Source organism: Devosia sp. CAU 1758 (assembly GCF_054482695.1).
Genome location: NZ_JBTLRJ010000004.1, coordinates 41,560 through 56,908 on the forward strand (window position 1 = coordinate 41,560; position 15,349 = coordinate 56,908).

The 15,349-nt window shown below is 60.5% G+C and carries 15 protein-coding genes; 3 read left to right on the forward strand and 12 right to left on the reverse strand.

Features of this window, described 5'->3' with window-relative positions; all coding sequences use genetic code 11:
- Positions 1–27: 27 nt before the first annotated feature.
- The 12 genes from ACXYMS_RS13595 to ACXYMS_RS13650 form a co-directional block, all read right to left on the reverse strand.
- Entirely contained in the window at positions 28–747 is a 720-nt protein-coding gene (locus tag ACXYMS_RS13595; RefSeq protein ID WP_458907099.1) for a hypothetical protein, read from the reverse strand.
- A gap of 81 nt (positions 748–828) precedes the next feature.
- Positions 829–2,970, reverse strand: a complete 2,142-nt coding sequence (locus ACXYMS_RS13600) for a sodium-translocating pyrophosphatase (protein ID WP_458907101.1) — start codon at positions 2,968–2,970, stop codon at positions 829–831.
- Positions 2,971–3,141: 171 nt separating this feature from the next.
- The gene (locus tag ACXYMS_RS13605) at positions 3,142–3,573 is read right to left on the reverse strand and encodes a GNAT family N-acetyltransferase (protein ID WP_458907103.1); all 432 of its coding nucleotides are present in this window, start codon (positions 3,571–3,573) and stop codon (positions 3,142–3,144) included.
- Between the two features lie 9 nt (positions 3,574–3,582).
- Positions 3,583–3,885 (reverse strand): YggT family protein, encoded by a 303-nt coding sequence (locus ACXYMS_RS13610; RefSeq protein WP_458907105.1) that lies wholly within the window; start codon positions 3,883–3,885, stop codon positions 3,583–3,585.
- 297 nt (positions 3,886–4,182) lie between these two features.
- The gene (locus ACXYMS_RS13615; protein WP_458907107.1) at positions 4,183–4,791 is read right to left on the reverse strand and encodes a DedA family protein; all 609 of its coding nucleotides are present in this window, start codon (positions 4,789–4,791) and stop codon (positions 4,183–4,185) included.
- 143 nt (positions 4,792–4,934) lie between these two features.
- Positions 4,935–6,749 carry a translational GTPase TypA gene (gene typA, locus ACXYMS_RS13620; RefSeq protein ID WP_458907108.1) on the reverse strand — a complete coding sequence of 605 codons (1,815 nt, stop codon included), beginning with the start codon at positions 6,747–6,749 and terminating at the stop codon, positions 4,935–4,937.
- Positions 6,750–6,998: 249 nt separating this feature from the next.
- Entirely contained in the window at positions 6,999–7,664 is a 666-nt protein-coding gene (locus ACXYMS_RS13625) for a ferritin-like domain-containing protein (RefSeq protein ID WP_458907110.1), read from the reverse strand.
- 11 nt (positions 7,665–7,675) lie between these two features.
- Positions 7,676–8,332 (reverse strand): ferritin-like domain-containing protein, encoded by a 657-nt coding sequence (locus tag ACXYMS_RS13630; RefSeq protein ID WP_458907111.1) that lies wholly within the window; start codon positions 8,330–8,332, stop codon positions 7,676–7,678.
- Positions 8,333–8,601: 269 nt separating this feature from the next.
- Positions 8,602–8,985, reverse strand: coding sequence for a VOC family protein (locus tag ACXYMS_RS13635; RefSeq protein ID WP_458907113.1), 384 nt, complete (start codon positions 8,983–8,985; stop codon positions 8,602–8,604).
- A gap of 28 nt (positions 8,986–9,013) precedes the next feature.
- Positions 9,014–9,616: an RNA polymerase sigma factor gene (locus ACXYMS_RS13640; RefSeq protein ID WP_458907115.1), complete on the reverse strand. Its 603-nt coding sequence runs from the start codon at positions 9,614–9,616 to the stop codon at positions 9,014–9,016.
- 43 nt (positions 9,617–9,659) lie between these two features.
- The gene (locus ACXYMS_RS13645; protein ID WP_458907116.1) at positions 9,660–11,786 is read right to left on the reverse strand and encodes a putative bifunctional diguanylate cyclase/phosphodiesterase; all 2,127 of its coding nucleotides are present in this window, start codon (positions 11,784–11,786) and stop codon (positions 9,660–9,662) included.
- Between the two features lie 140 nt (positions 11,787–11,926).
- Positions 11,927–13,150 (reverse strand): argininosuccinate synthase, encoded by a 1,224-nt coding sequence (locus tag ACXYMS_RS13650; protein WP_458907117.1) that lies wholly within the window; start codon positions 13,148–13,150, stop codon positions 11,927–11,929.
- 126 nt (positions 13,151–13,276) lie between these two features.
- Between ACXYMS_RS13650 and ACXYMS_RS13655 the strand changes: the two genes are divergently transcribed.
- From ACXYMS_RS13655 to ACXYMS_RS13665, 3 genes are all read left to right on the forward strand, one after another.
- A complete protein-coding gene (locus ACXYMS_RS13655; RefSeq protein ID WP_458907119.1) occupies positions 13,277–13,741 on the forward strand; it encodes an Lrp/AsnC family transcriptional regulator in 465 nt (154 codons plus the stop codon).
- 91 nt (positions 13,742–13,832) lie between these two features.
- Positions 13,833–14,480: a LysE family translocator gene (locus ACXYMS_RS13660; RefSeq protein WP_458907120.1), complete on the forward strand. Its 648-nt coding sequence runs from the start codon at positions 13,833–13,835 to the stop codon at positions 14,478–14,480.
- A 17-nt stretch (positions 14,481–14,497) separates the two neighbouring features.
- A complete protein-coding gene (locus ACXYMS_RS13665; RefSeq protein WP_458907122.1) occupies positions 14,498–15,346 on the forward strand; it encodes a 23S rRNA (adenine(2030)-N(6))-methyltransferase RlmJ in 849 nt (282 codons plus the stop codon).
- Positions 15,347–15,349 lie beyond the last annotated feature (3 nt).

The following is a 15,349-nucleotide window of genomic DNA, read 5'->3' on the forward strand; positions in this document are numbered from 1 at the left end:
GGTTCGACATTTTTTCTTTGGCTGCGCTTACCAGTCTTTGATGACCGCTGCAGCGAGCACGTTTTCCATCACCTCGTCAGTCTTGCGGATTGCTTCTCCGTGGTTAGCGACCCTGAAATCGAACCAAGCAGAGCCCAGGTCATCCACGAACTGCTGAAGATGGTCGCCAGCTATCGGGACCCATAACTCGTACGGAACATTGTCGCCCATATCATGATATACATTGGGTGTTAGATAGACCGCTGCATCCAATTTCTTGTCGGCTTTTAACTCGTAGCCACGAAGCACTGAGTCCATGATCTGATGTGCGGTAAGACCCAGGTTCGCGCTATTCGCCACCATCACTAGACCCTGAGCGTCGTTCATTCCCAAAATACGGCGCGTGGCCGCAATCTGCTTGCAGGCCTTCTTCACGCACTCAATGATCGGCCGGGTGGAGGATGCGTATACGCGTCGACTTACATTATTTGCCATTGGCACTTGACCAAATGCCCACCTGACAAAATCGGGCAACTCGTAACCAAGAGCCTTGTAGGCGGACATGACGCGCCGACTAAATGTTTCGGCATCCATCGCGTCTTTGTCTAGCGACTTCAGCTCGACGACAACTCTGTCGTTTGGGAAGAAAAAGTCCGCATTCAGAACGCCGGTTGGAATCTCCACGAATTCTGAAAGCGGTAGTCCATCTCTAAAAGTTCGTACGAAATCAGCGATCGTAGATTCTATCTCAATAACAGGCGGGCGCATCCCATATTCACTCCGTCACTAAACCGAAGGCCCAGAGCTTTCGCCCCGGGCCTTCTACAACTCAGTCCAGACGAGGTCTGGTCACCCCAGATGCGCCAGCACCGCCAGCAGCAGCAGCGCCACGATATTGGTGATCTTGATCATCGGGTTGACGGCCGGGCCGGCCGTATCCTTGTAGGGGTCGCCGACGGTGTCGCCGGTGACCGAGGCCTTGTGGGCGTCGCCGCCCTTGTGGTGGGTCACGCCATGGCTGTCGGTGAACCCGTCCTCGAACGACTTCTTGGCATTGTCCCAGGCGCCGCCGCCCGCCGTCATCGAGATGGCGACGAAGAGGCCGGTGACGATGACGCCCATGAGCATGGCGCCCAAGGCCGAGAACCCGGCGGCAGGGCCGGCGATCCAGTTGATGAGGAAGAAGACGACGATGGGCGAAAGAACCGGCAGCAGCGAGGGGACGATCATTTCCTTGATCGCCGCCTGGGTCAGCATGTCGACGGCCCGCGCGTAATCAGGCTTGGACGTGCCGGCCATGATGCCCGGATCGGCCTTGAACTGGCGCCTGACTTCCACCACCACCGATTGGGCGGCGCGGCCGACAGCCGTCATGCTCATGCCGCCAAAGAGGAACGGCAGGAGACCACCGAACAAGAGGCCCACCACGACATAGGGATCGGCCAGCGAGAAGGTGAGCGTGCCCATGCCGGCAAAGATCGCCGGGGCGTCGGGCAGGTTGGCGAAGTAGATCAGATCCTGCGTATAGGCCGCGAACAGCACCAAAGCACCGAGACCCGCCGAACCAATGGCATAGCCCTTGGTGACCGCCTTGGTGGTATTGCCCACCGCGTCGAGCGCGTCGGTATTGTGCCGCACCGAGGCGTCGAGACCGGCCATCTCTGCAATGCCACCGGCATTGTCGGTAACCGGCCCGAAGGCGTCGAGCGCGACGATCATGCCGGCAATCGCCAGCATGGTGGCCACGGCAAAGGCAATGCCGAACAGGCCTGCCAGTGAATAGGTGACGATGATGCCGGCAATGATGACCAGAGCCGGAAGCGCCGTCGATTCGAGCGACACCGCGAGACCCTGGATGACATTGGTACCATGGCCGGTGACCGAAGCCTCGGCGATGGAATTGACCGGGCGGCGATTGGTACCGGTGTAATATTCGGTGATGACGATGATCAGCCCGGTGATGATCAGGCCCACCGCGCCGCACCAGAACAGGTGCCAGGGGGTGAAGGTCTTGTCATTGGCCTCGATGGCGACATTGAGATCGCCGAACAGCAGCCAGAGCACCGGCAGCAGCGCCACCAGCGAGAGCACACCCGAGGCGATGACGCCCTTGTAGAGCGCGCCCATGATGTTGTTGTCGGCGCCGAGCTTGACGAAATAGGTGCCGATGATCGAGGTGACCACGCAGGCGCCGCCAATGGCCAGCGGCAGCACCATGCCGATAAGCTTGAACTGCTCGGGCAGGATGATGGCGGCCAGCACCATGGTGGCAACGATGGTCACCACATAGGTCTCGAACAGGTCAGCGGCCATGCCGGCGCAGTCACCGACATTGTCGCCCACATTGTCGGCAATGGTGGCCGGATTGCGCGGGTCGTCCTCGGGAATGCCGGCCTCGACCTTGCCCACCATGTCGCCGCCGACATCCGCACCCTTGGTGAAGATGCCGCCGCCGAGGCGCGCGAAGATGGAAATCAGCGAAGCGCCGAACGAGAGAGCCACCAGCGCATCGATGACGGTGCGGCTGGTGGGTTCAAAACCCATGCCGGTGAGCACCATGAAATAGAGCGTGACACCCAGCAGCCCGAGACCTGCCACCAGCATGCCGGTGACCGCACCGGACTTGAAGGCCAGGTCCAGCCCTTTGGCCAGCGAACCGACGGCGGCCTGGGCAACGCGCACATTGGCCCGCACCGACACATGCATGCCGATAAAGCCGGCGGCGCCCGAAAGCACGGCGCCGATCAGGAAGCCGATTGCGGCATAGATGCCCAAGAGGAAAAAGGCGGCCACCAGGATGACCACGCCGACAATGGCGATGGTGGTATATTGCCGCTTGAGATAGGCCGATGCCCCCTCGCGCACGGCCGCCGATATTTCCTGCATACGGGCCGAGCCCGCATCGGCCTTGAGCAGGCCCTGGGTGGTGACCACCCCGTAAACGATAGACAGACCGCCGCACAGAACGATCAGCCAGAGTGCCAGATCCATAAGAAGTCCCTCGAAAAGCTTTCCTCCGAGGGCCCGCGCTGGTCCCGGCCGGGTCTTTGTGCCCGGTCCAATCCCCACCCTCCATCGGGCCCTCTCCGGGACAGGAGATTACCGGGAATAATCTGTTAAGCAATGGATATTGCGATGTTTTGTCGCGGCAGCCTACGACTGCTAGTAAAGGTCGCTCTGCACAATCGCCATCAGGCGCTCCGGATTGGGAGGAGAACCAAAGCCATATTGGGCATAGAGACTGTGCGCATCGAGGGTCACCAGCATGAAGCGGCGCAGCGCCTGCAGTTCGGGATAGGCGAGGATAACGTCCATGAACCCCTTGCCCAGCCCCTTGCCCTGCAAGTCCGGCTCGATGAAGACATCCGCAAGCCAGGCGAAGGTCGCCCGATCCGTGATGACCCGAGCAAAACCCACCTGCGCCGCGGCGTCATTGTAGAGACCAAAGGTCAGGCTGTTATTAATCGAACGCTCAACCACATCGCGCGGGATCCCCATAGCCCAATAGCTCAGAGTGCTGAGATAGTGATGCACATAGTCCAGATCGATCCTCTTGGGATCGGTCGAAACTTCAAATCCCTCGGGCAAAGGCATAGTCTGACCTTAGATGCCGGCGCGAATAACCGCCGGATAGACGTAATAACCAATGATCGACTGGATGAAGAAGATCAAAAGGAAAGCGATCAGCGGCGACAGGTCGAGCCCGGAGAAATTGGGCATGAAGCGCCTTATGGGTCGCAGCACCGGCTCGGTCAGCTGGTTGATCACTTGCCAGACCATGGCCACGAACTGATTGCGCGTATTGATGACGTTGAACGAGATCAGCCAGCTCATGATGATCATGATGAGCAACACCCACCAATAGAGCTGGAGCAGGATCAGGATGATGTCGAGCACGGCGCGCATGGGCGTCTCCGGTGAAGCGTTGGCAATTATCTAGTCGCTGGCAGCTCTCGGGGCAAGGGCGGCGCCCCTGGCCGGTAAAAGCATTGGGGCCCCACATCAGATACACGATGCAGGACCCCGAATGACTTTGGACCCGGTACGCGAAACTCTTCATCCGGGCATGACGGAGAATGCATAAAGCGTGCCAGTTGGCAGGGCCTGAAAATCCGGGGGCAAAGATTAAGGCTTTGAGAAAATTCGCATTTTGCGGCGCGTGGCGAGATGCAGAATGCAATGATGCTTGCACAATGCGAGAGCTCACTCTCCCGCGCGGGTGGGCTTCCAGGTGACGACGCGGAACAGATAGATCGCCACCACCAGAGCCAGCACCAGATAGCTCAGCGGATCGAGCACCACTTCGATCATCTCGTAATGCTCGTGCAGGATATAGCCGGCCAGGGTCAGGAAGGTGTTCCAGATCAGCGCGCCGCTGGTGGAGGCGAGCAGGAACAGGCCCAGATTCATTTGTGCCAGGCCTGCCGGAATGGAGATCAGCGTGCGGATGATCGGCATCAGGCGCCCGAACAGCACGATGACCGGGCCGAAGCGACGGAAGAAGCCCACGGCGACATCGATCTCATCGGCATTCATGGTAAGCAGCCGCCCATAGCGGTCGGCCAGCCAGCGCACACGCCCGAGGCCGAAGATGCGGCCAGCGAAATACCAGGGCAGCATGCCCACCACGGCGCCCAGCGTTGCCGTTGCCAAGACACCGAACAGGTTCAGGTCGCCATTGGCGGCGGCATAGCCGGCAAAGGGGATAATCAGCTCTGAGGGGATGGGCGGAAAGATCGACTCGGCCAGCATGACCAGGAAAATGCCGAGATATCCGAGTTCGGAAATGGTCTGGATGATCCAGTCGGTCATGGATTTCGGGCCCCTCCAAACTCTCGATGTCACCCCGGCGAAGGCCGGGGTCCATCTTGAGGTCTACAAGCGCTCAGTGAACGCTAAATTATCTCAGGATTGGATCCCGGCCTTCGCCGGGATGACACCGTGTTTGGGATCAATCAAGCCGACTTGGCGGCGCGGCTCATGCGCTTGCGGTCATTGGGGTCGAGCCAGATCTTGCGCAGGCGGATCGACTTGGGGGTCACTTCTACATACTCGTCCTCGGCAATGTAGCCCAGCGACTGTTCAAGGGTGAGCTTCTTAGGTGTGGTCAGACGGACCGCTTCATCCTTGGACGTGGTGCGGATATTGGTCAACTGCTTACCCTTGAGCGCGTTGACCTCAAGGTCATTTTCGCGGGAGTGCTCGCCGATGATCATGCCTTCATAGATATCGACGCCGGCGTCGATCATGATCTGGCCGCGATCTTCGAGGTTCCACAGGGCAAAGGCCACCGACTGGCCGGTGCCATTCGAGATCAGCACGCCGGTGCGACGACCCGGAAGGTCGCCCTTGAACGGCACGAAGGAATGGAACAACCGGTTGAAGATGGCCGTACCCCGGGTATCGCTCAGCAGTTCAGGCTGGTAGCCGATCAGCGAGCGGGTGGGCACCAAGAGCTGGATGCGGGTGCGCCCGACGCCCGAGGGGCGCATGTCGGTGAGTTCACCCTTGCGCTCGGTGAGCTTCTGCACGACCGTGCCAGTATGCTCGTCATCGACGTCGATGATGACTTCCTCGATCGGCTCATGGCGCACGCCGTCGATATCCTGCATCAGCACTTTCGGACGACCAATGGTCAGCTCGAAGCCTTCGCGGCGCATGTTTTCGATCAGCACGGCCAGCTGCAATTCGCCGCGGCCGGCCACGTCATAGCTGTCATTGTCTTCGCCGGGCGTAACCTTGATCGCCACATTGCCTTCGGCTTCGCGCATCAGGCGCTCACGAATGACGCGCGACTGCACCTTGTCGCCTTCGCGGCCGGCCAGCGGACCATCATTGATACGGAAGGTCACCGACAGGGTCGGAGGATCGATGGGCTTGGAGGCGATGGGCTGTGTCACCGACGTGGCGCAGAGCGTGTCCGCCACGGTGGAAGTCACGAGACCCGCAATGGCGACGATGTCGCCGGCTTCGCCGATATCGACCGGCGTGCGCTCAAGGCCGCGGAAGGCCAGTACTTTGGAGACGCGGCCCTTTTCGACTTCCTTGCCTTCACGATTGAGCGTGTGGATCGGATCGTTGGATTTGACGGAACCCGAGGTGATGCGACCGGTCAGGATGCGACCGAGGAACGGATTGCGCTCGATGGTGGTGACGAGCATGCGGAACGCACCCTCTTCGACCTGCGGCTCAGGCACGTGTTCGACGACCTTGTCGAGCAGCGGCGCCAGGGTTTCCTTGGGACCTTCTGGCTCCAAGGCCATCCAGCCCTGCTTGGCCGAACCATAGAGCACTGGGAAGTCGAGCTGTTCGGGCGAGGCGTCGAGCGCGATGAACAGGTCAAAAATTTCCTCGAGCACTTCGAGGTGCCGTTCGTCGGACTTGTCGATCTTGTTGATGGCCACGATCGGACGCAGGCCCTGGGCCAGCGCCTTGCCCAGCACGAACTTGGTCTGGGGCATCGGGCCTTCGGCCGCGTCCACCAAGATCACCACGCCATCGACCATGGACAGAATGCGCTCGACTTCGCCGCCGAAATCGGCGTGGCCGGGGGTATCCACGATATTGATGCGGGTGTCCTTCCACAGAAGAGAGGTCACCTTGGCCAGGATGGTAATGCCGCGCTCGCGCTCGATATCATTGCTGTCCATGGCGCGCTCTTCGACGCGTTCATTTTCGCGGAAGGAACCGGACTGCTTGAGCAGCACGTCGATCAGCGTGGTCTTGCCGTGGTCAACGTGGGCGATGATAGCGATATTGCGCAGCGACATAAGTGGGTCAGGCCTCTTTGGCATGATCCCAGAGCCTTGGGCCGCGAAGGGCGGCAACAAACGGCTGAACCATGCAGGAATGAACAGCGCGCCCGACCCGGAGGACGTCCGATAGGGCACATTTGGCGCTGCCTTACAGGAGAACGGGGTTTTCCACAAGCGCAGGGGACGCAGGGCGGGCCTGCATTGGCCGGACAAGGCGGCGCCGCGCCCTGGAAGGGCGCGACTCCAATAGCAAGCTGAGACGGTTTAGGCGAGGAACGGTTGCGCCGCTGCCAGCACTTCTTCCTTGGTCATGGGCTCGTCATAAGCGCCATCCCACGGCTTCTTGCCGCCAATCTTGCGCACGATGGCCGCATGGCGTGCTTCCACCGAGTGAATCTGCAGGGCGGTCTGCAACAGGTCGTCATTGCCGATCAGGTTGCCGGCCTGACCCTTATAAGCTGCCACGCCCAGATCCTCGAAGGTCTGGCTCAGAGTGAGATAGGTGTCGAAATTGGTCAGCACGTCGGCATATTGGCCGCCGGCCGTCGCGTCGATATTGGGACGGGCAACGGCGTCGGCGCCGAGCACGCTTTCCAGCAAGGCCACATGCTGAGCTTCATGCAGGCCGATATGCCGGAAGATATCGAGATATTCGTGGGGGATCAGGCCATCGGCCTCAAGCCCCGAACGATAGAAAAAGTCTTCGATATGCTCGAGCGTCAGGGCGTAGTTGAGCACGTCCTTGATCTCTGCGGGCAGCGACTGGCCAAAGGCCTGCTGCGCGGTGGTGGCAAGCACCATGGGAGCACTCGCCAGGGCGCCAAGGGTCATGACGCTGCGCTTGAAAAAGGCGCGGCGGTCGACGGACAGGCGATCAACGATTTCCGGATCAATGCCGGACAGGAGGTTGGTCTGGTTGGGATTGGTCATTTCTGTTCTCCTTAGACCAGCGAATTGGCGGTGACTTCGGAGGCGATGAACGGATCGGCTGCCGTCAGGACCTCTGCGGGGTCCATGGCGACATCGAGACCATTCTCATCGACGACGTCCGGTCCGGCAAAGGCGACCGAATTCATCTGCAACAGATCGCGAATGACAGCGGCGTGACGGGCTTCCACCGAGACAATGCGGCCGGCTTCGGCCAGATAATCGACGTTTTCGATAAGTTTCCCGGCGCCGTTATAGGCGGCGACGCCCAAATCCTCGAAGGTCTTGGCAGTGTTCAGCACGCTGTGGCGACTGGAAAAATCCACAGCCGAGAAATCGACCTCGAGTGCGGGAATCGCACCTTCGCCCAAGGCTTGCTTGAGGAAATCGCGGTGTTCGACCTCGTGGTCACGAATGTCGGTGAGCAATTCGGTCTCATCATCGCTCATGTCCTCATAGGGCGTGTCGATGACCTGGGTGTAGAAGGCGGCTTCGAGCTGCTCAAGCGCATAGGCGTAATTGAGCACGCCGATATCACCTTCGCCCAGATCGGCAGCGAGCGCGGCGGTGATACCGAAATTGGGCAAGAGAACGCCGGAAACGGCGATCGTTGCCCCGGCCCCGCCCCATTTTAGAATGCGGCGGCGGGATGGATCATGCTGGATGGTCATGAAAATTCTCCGTGTTGCAGGATACTGCGGCTTCGCGAGCGACGCTAAGTACAGATACGGAACAGCACGGTCGAAGTTTCAGCCTGATCCGCGAATTCTTTATTAATGCCAGAGGGAACTAATATTCACCAAAGACGTTCACGGCGTCTTCGAGTATTTCTGGCACAATAGATGCACCCGCGCGCAAACGCGGATGACGCAATTTTGTTCCATGACGAGAATGTGTTGTTTTACTGTGATGACCGCGGACGAAATGGCGGACGCGGTTCCTACCTCAGCGACTTCGGCAGTTCCTCCGATTGCCAGAGACCCAGGCCAAAGCCATCGGGGTCCAGAAAGTCCGCACTCCAGCCGCCGGGCGCCTCGGAAACCGGGGTGACGATGGTGACGCCCTGTTGTGCGAGGTCCGCGACGATATCGTCTATGCCACCCTCCTCGATGGTGAACACGATGGCCGGCGTATTCCCGCGCTGGCCATCCATCTGGAAGAACACCAGTTCCAGCCCACTCTCCAGCCGCCCCTGGAGCCAGAACGGCTCGGCGCCTTCCATGCGTTCCAGGTTCAATTGGAACGTGCTGTTATAGAAGGTTTCGGTGCGGACGATGTCCGAGACATAATAGACGATGCTGGCGCTTTTCGGCTTGAAGCTCATTGGAGCCCTCCATTGCTGTGACAATCTCCTATTGCCGGACATCGCCGGTTTGTGAGCGCCGCACCAGAAAAAGATGCCCGTCCGGATCATGGCTGGCAAAAGCCCCGCCATGCCGGACCAGCGCCGGCAACAGAGCGTCGCGAATACGGCCATAGGCGAGGTCGAGATAAAGCCCGCTCAATTCTTCAGGCGCCACCAGTCCCCTCTCCCTCAGATGCCGCTTGAGGGCACTGATACGCTGCCGCAGCGCCGTATCCGGCAGGCGCAAAAGATAGGCGATCTCGCGGCGATTATGGCCGGTGAGCACCAGCGCCGCCAGTGTCCGCAGAGCCGGGGACAATCCGGTCAGCAGGTTAATCGGCGTGGCAGGTTCGACAGACGACGACGGTGGCGTCTGGCTGGCCAGCCAGGAATCCTCGCGGCGGCGCCCGCGCCACGCTGTCCGGACGCTCATCCGCGCCCGGTTGCGAACCACACCGCAAAGCCAGCGGCCGGTATCCGCATCCCCAAGGTCCAGACGGCCCGCTTCCACCGCAGCAAGCAGGGCATCCTGCACCACATCCTCGGCCAGCATGGCCCCAGCCTCACGCCGGGCAATAGCGATCAATCTGTCATAGAGGCGCGTGCGCATGGCGCCAAAGTGTCAGCCCACGGTCACACCGGCAAGTGCCCTATCAGGACGCTATCCGGCGCGCCTGGCCCATGGCCGCTTCCGAATGGAGCAGATTGGCCAGGGCCTTGGGTTTGAGGGGCGGCGAGAACAGGAAGCCCTGCACCTCGGACACGCCATGCGCCCGCACCATGGCCAGCTGTTCCTCGGTCTCGATGCCCTCGGCCGTGGTCGACATGCCCAGTGACTGTCCCAGCCCGATCACCGCCTTGATGATCGCCTGGCTGTCGGTCCGGGTGGTCAGGTCGCGCATGAAGGAGCGGTCGATCTTGATCTTGTCGAAAGGGAAGCTTCTGAGATAGCTGAGCGAGGAATAGCCGGTGCCGAAATCGTCCATCGAAATGCGCACACCCATGGCGCGCAATTCGTGCAGCGCCGCAATGGTGCTCTCGCTGTCGGTCAGCAGCAGGCTTTCCGTGATTTCCAGTTCCAGCCGCGTCGGCGCCAGCCCGGCATCGCTGAGCGCCGCCCTGACCTGGCCCACCAAATCCTTGTTGCGGAACTGCACCGGCGAGAGATTGACCGCCAGGCGCACATCTCCCGGCCAGGTCGCGGCGGTTCTGCAGGCCTCCTGCAGCACCCATATGCCAATCGGCACGATCAAGCCGGTTTCCTCGGCCACGGGAATGAACTCGACCGGCGAGATGGCGCGATCGTCGTGGTCCCAGCGCAAGAGGGCCTCGACACAGGTGACGCGATTTTCCTCCAGCCCCAGCAGCGGCTGGAACATCAGCCGCAATTCGTCCCGCTGCATGGCCAGTCGCAGGCCGGCCTCGATGGAGCGGCGCTGCTGCAATTCGGCATCCATGCCGGTCTCAAAGAAATGATAGGTCGAGCGTCCCTCGGACTTGGCCTTGTAGAGCGCCAGGTCAGCATTCTTGACCAGCTGATCCGTGGTGGTGCCATCGCCCGGCCCCACGGCAATGCCGACCGAGGCGCCAATCTCGATCTGCTGGCCGCCGATATTCATGGGCGTGCGCATCGCCTTGACGATGCGGTCGGCGACGCGCGCCGCCATGTCGACCCCGTCTATGGGCCGCAGCAGCAGCGCGAATTCGTCGCCGCCCAACCGCGCCAGCAGATCGGTTTCGCGCGTCGTGCCCCATAGACGCACCGCCGCCTGCTTGATGACTTCGTCACCCACTGCATGGCCCAGCGTATCATTGACAGCCTTGAAGTGATCAAGGTCGATATAGAGCACGGCGGCGCGTTCGCCACGCTCCAATCCCGCCTCGGCCCGGGCCATCTGTTCAAGGAACTCGATGCGATTGGGCAAGTCGGTCAGCGCGTCATGGCGCGCCAGATGCTGGATGCGGGCTTCGGCCTGGCGCTGTTCGGTGATGTCTTCATGGGTCGAGACCCAGCCGCCATCCTTCATTGGATGATGCTGCATCAGGATCGTGCGGTTGTTCAGTTCGTGGATGTTCTTGCCATATTCGCGGCGCGCGATCACATCGCGGCGCCAGGCGATATAGTCGTCCTTGGTGCCGCCAGTGGACATGCCTTCATCGAACAGATGGGCCAGGATATCTTCGAGCTGGCTGCCGGGCTTTAAGAGCTGGATGGGCAGATTGTAGATGCGGGCATAGGGCTCGTTGCAGATCACCAGCCGTCCGCGCGCATCCATCATGCACAAGCCAATGGAGATATTGTTGACCGCTGCGTCGAGGCGGATGTTCTGCCGCTCCAGTTCCAGCTTGCGCTTCTGCTGGCTTTCCGAGCGCGCGATCTCGTCGGTGATGTCCTCATGGGTCACCACCCAGCCCAGCTTCTCGGAATAGACATGGGCCGTCTCGATGATGCGGCCGCCATGCACCATTTCCTGCGCCTTCTGGCGCGCACCGCTGCGATTGGCCAGAAGCTCGCTGGTATAGTGCTCGTAGAAATGTTCGGCGCTCTGGCCGGGGTGGTTGCCCAGCCGCGCCGACAGATGCACCACATCCTCGAGCGTCATGCCGCGATGGATGGCATCTTCGGAGAACCCGTAGAAGTCGCGATAGTGCTTGTTCCACATCAACAGGCGGAACTGCGGCGACCAGACGCAAAAGCCATAGGGGATGCTTTCCAGCGCTGCATCCAGGAGCAGAGCCTCGGCGACTTCCCCTTCTTTGCCGACGTCATCCGACCGCATCGACCCCCCCAAGTCCAAAAGCCACTTCGCGACGCTGGCTGAAAGCTACTGAGCGCGGCTTAACGGGGGATTAAATGTGACAGTTTGAATCGTTTGCAGACGCATGGCGGGCGCGTGGTCCGCCATGCGTTCGTCTGGCCTCAGCCCCGCGCCTTGGTGTTACGCGCCGCCCAGGTCTTGAGACGCAGGCCATTGAGGCGGATGAAACCCTCGGCATCCTTATGGTCATAGGCCACCGCGCCCTCTTCGAAAGTCACCAGGTCTTCCGAATAGAGGGAATAGGGCGAAGTGCGCGCCACCACATTGGCGCTGCCCTTGTAGAGCTTGATCGTGACCTCACCGGCCGCGAATTCCTGGCTCTTGTCGATCAGCGCCTGCAGCATTTCGCGCTCCGGAGAGAACCAGAAGCCATTATAGATCAGCTCGGCATATTTGGGCATGATCTCGTCCTTGAGATGGGCCGCGCCGCGATCAAGCGTGATCGATTCAATGCCGCGATGGGCATGCCAGAGAATGGTGCCGCCGGGGGTCTCATAGACGCCGCGCGACTTCATGCCCACGAAGCGGTTTTCGACGAGGTCCAGGCGGCCTACGCCATGCTTGCCACCCAGTTCGTTGAGCTTTTCGAGGAGGCTCGCCGGCGAAAGCTTCCGCCCGTTGACCGTGACTGCATCACCCTTCTCAAAGCCGATCTTCACATATTCGGGGGTATCGGGCGCCTGTTCGGGCGCGACGGTGCGCTGGAACACATAATCGGGCGCCTCGACACCGGGATCTTCGAGCACCATCCCTTCGGACGACGTGTGCAAGAGGTTCGCATCGACCGAGAACGGGGCTTCGCCGCGCTTGTCCTTGGCAATCGGAATCTGGTTGGCTTCGGCATATTCGAGCAGCTTGGTACGGCTCCGGAGGTCCCATTCCCGCCAGGGCGCGATCACCTTGATCGAGGGATCGAGCGCATTGGCGGTCAACTCGAACCGCACCTGGTCATTGCCCTTGCCAGTGGCGCCATGCGAAATGGCGTCGGCCCCGGTTTCCTGGGCGATTTCGACGAGGCGCTTGGCGATCAGCGGCCGGGCGATGGAGGTGCCGAGGAGGTAAAGCCCCTCATACATGGCATTCGCGCGGAACATCGGGAACACGAAATCGCGTACAAATTCCTCGCGCAGGTCTTCGATGCGAATATCCTTGATGCCGAACATCTCGGCTTTCTTGCGCGCCGGTTCCAGCTCCTCGCCCTGCCCCAGATCGGCGGTAAAGGTCACCACCTCACAATTATAGGTTTCCTGCAGCCATTTGAGGATAATGGAAGTGTCGAGTCCGCCCGAATAGGCCAGCACGACTTTTTTGATTTCGTTTGCCATGATGTAGGTCCCAGGGATTTGTGGCGACAGGATAAGCTCGAATTCGCGCAATATACTTGCGATTATCGCTTGTTTGGCGCAGTTTGTGGCAAATCATGCCAACCGAATAAATTTGTGAAGCGGAAAATGCCAGAAGCGCTGGACGCCATTGATCGCCGGATTTTGCGAGCATTGCAGCGCAATGGCCGGATGTCCAATGTCGAACTTGCCAATGCGGTGGGCCTATCGCCCTCGCCCTGCCTGAGACGAGTCAAGCTGCTGGAAGAAAAAGGCGTTATCGACCAGTATGTTGCCGTTCTCAATGGTCCCAAGCTGGGGCTCGGCCTGACGGTCTTCGCGCGTATCTGGTTCAAGACCCAGGACGCCGAAACTACCAACCAGTTTGCTGAAATAGTCCGAAAATATCCCGAGGTGGCGGAGTGTTATCTCACCACCGGGGAATGCGACGCCATCATGCGCATCGTCACGACCGACCTGCATGCCTATTGGCGCTTCCAGTCCGACCATTTGATGCGCATCCCGAGCGTCCAGAGCGTCAAGACCGACGTGCCCATGGAAACGATCAAGGCGGGGCGGGAACTGCCGGTGTGAGGCCAGGACCCGCTTGATGAACGAATCCTGAGCGCCCTACCCCGATACGGCGAATAATGCCAATGTCCACCCGAACTGCATCGAGACTGCCATGCCCGCCTTCGTTCCAGATCTGCCCGTGCTCCTTGCTTTTGCGCTTGCCACCATTGTGCTGGCGATCACGCCGGGACCCGACATGGCGCTGCAGATGAGCCGGGCCATCAATTACGGGCGCGCCCACGGCCTGGCCGCCATGTTCGGAGCCATGGCTGGCATTCTCGTCCATACCATGTTGGTGGCTTTCGGCATCTCCATCCTGATCATCGCCGCCCCGCCACTGTTCCTGGCGCTCAAGATCGCCGGCGCGGTCTATCTTTTGTGGCTGGCCTATCAGGCGGTGATGCATGGCGGCGGGCTGCGTCTTTCCGAAGCCGCCAAGAAGGCCCCGACCGCGCGCCAGAGCTTCATGACCGGGATCGGCATCAACCTGCTCAATCCCAAAGTCGTGCTGTTCTTCGTAACCTTCCTGCCGCAATTCGTTGACGCTCACGATCCTGGAGCCACGGGCAAGCTGATCTTCCTTGGTCTCGAATTCGTCGCGCTTTCCATTCCGCTCGGTATTGTTACCGTCTTGCTTGCCGAGAGACTTGCGGCGCTGTTCCGCTCCAGCATTTGGGTGGAACGGGCGCTCAACTGGAGCTTCGCCGCCATTTTCACGGCTTTTGCCGCCACTATTCTCACCGCTCAGGCGCGGCACTAGAGACCGGACCAACGCGCATGAATTACCGCCACGCCTTTCATGCCGGCAATTTTGCCGATGTGGTCAAGCACACCATCCTCACCCGCATTCTCGCTTATCTGATGAAGAAGGACGCCGCCTATCGGGTGATCGACACCCATGCCGGGGTCGGCCTCTACGACCTTTTGGGCAATGAGGCCGGGCGCACCGGCGAATGGCAGGATGGCATTGGCCGGCTGATGGGCGTGACACTTCCCGAGGACGTGGTGGCGCTGCTGGCCCCTTATCTCGGCGCCGTAAGAGCACAGAACCGCGATGGGCGACTGCGCTTTTATCCCGGCTCGCCCTTCATCACCCGCCACATGATGCGCGCCCAGGACAGGCTAATGGCGCTCGAACTTCATGCCGGCGATGCCGGGGCACTACGGCGGAATTTCGCTGGCGATTTCCAGACGCGGGTGACCACGCTCGACGGCTGGGCCGCCATGGGCACGCATCTGCCGCCCAAGGAAAAGCGCGGCCTGATGCTGGTCGATCCGCCCTTTGAAGAAAAGGGCGAATTCATCCGCATGGTCGAAAGCCTCGAAAAAGCGCACAAGCGCTGGCCCGGCGGCATTTTTGCCTATTGGTATCCGATCAAGGAGCCGGGCGAAGTCGAGACCTATGTCAAAGCGCTCAAAGCCACGGGCATTCCCAAGATCTTGCGGATTGAACTGACCATCGACACGCCTACGACGCCGCCAAAGCTACATGGCACCGGCATGATCGTGGTCAACCCGCCCTATGTGCTGGAGGAGGAAATGCGGGAGGTTTTGCCGGTGCTGGCAAAGCTGCTGAGTGACGAGGGCCGCGGGCGTGGGAGCGTGGCTTGGGTGGCAGGGGAGTAGACC

Bases quoted from the DNA above. Each gene is read 5' to 3' on its own strand.
- ACXYMS_RS13645 (WP_458907116.1), bottom strand. From the start codon at position 11,786: ATGCGGTCGGATGACGTCGGCAAAGAAGGGGAAGTCGCCGAGGCTCTG.
- ACXYMS_RS13635 (WP_458907113.1), bottom strand. From the start codon at position 8,985: ATGAGCTTCAAGCCGAAAAGCGCCAGCATCGTCTATTATGTCTCGGAC.
- ACXYMS_RS13605 (WP_458907103.1), bottom strand. From the start codon at position 3,573: ATGCCTTTGCCCGAGGGATTTGAAGTTTCGACCGATCCCAAGAGGATC.
- ACXYMS_RS13595 (WP_458907099.1), bottom strand. From the start codon at position 747: ATGCGCCCGCCTGTTATTGAGATAGAATCTACGATCGCTGATTTCGTA.
- ACXYMS_RS13615 (WP_458907107.1), bottom strand. From the start codon at position 4,791: ATGACCGACTGGATCATCCAGACCATTTCCGAACTCGGATATCTCGGC.
- ACXYMS_RS13660 (WP_458907120.1), top strand. From the start codon at position 13,833: ATGCCCGCCTTCGTTCCAGATCTGCCCGTGCTCCTTGCTTTTGCGCTT.
- ACXYMS_RS13655 (WP_458907119.1), top strand. From the start codon at position 13,277: ATGCCAGAAGCGCTGGACGCCATTGATCGCCGGATTTTGCGAGCATTG.
- ACXYMS_RS13600 (WP_458907101.1), bottom strand. From the start codon at position 2,970: ATGGATCTGGCACTCTGGCTGATCGTTCTGTGCGGCGGTCTGTCTATC.
- ACXYMS_RS13625 (WP_458907110.1), bottom strand. From the start codon at position 7,664: ATGACCAATCCCAACCAGACCAACCTCCTGTCCGGCATTGATCCGGAA.
- ACXYMS_RS13610 (WP_458907105.1), bottom strand. From the start codon at position 3,885: ATGCGCGCCGTGCTCGACATCATCCTGATCCTGCTCCAGCTCTATTGG.
- ACXYMS_RS13665 (WP_458907122.1), top strand. From the start codon at position 14,498: ATGAATTACCGCCACGCCTTTCATGCCGGCAATTTTGCCGATGTGGTC.
- ACXYMS_RS13630 (WP_458907111.1), bottom strand. From the start codon at position 8,332: ATGACCATCCAGCATGATCCATCCCGCCGCCGCATTCTAAAATGGGGC.
- ACXYMS_RS13650 (WP_458907117.1), bottom strand. From the start codon at position 13,150: ATGGCAAACGAAATCAAAAAAGTCGTGCTGGCCTATTCGGGCGGACTC.
- ACXYMS_RS13640 (WP_458907115.1), bottom strand. From the start codon at position 9,616: ATGCGCACGCGCCTCTATGACAGATTGATCGCTATTGCCCGGCGTGAG.
- typA (WP_458907108.1), bottom strand. From the start codon at position 6,749: ATGTCGCTGCGCAATATCGCTATCATCGCCCACGTTGACCACGGCAAG.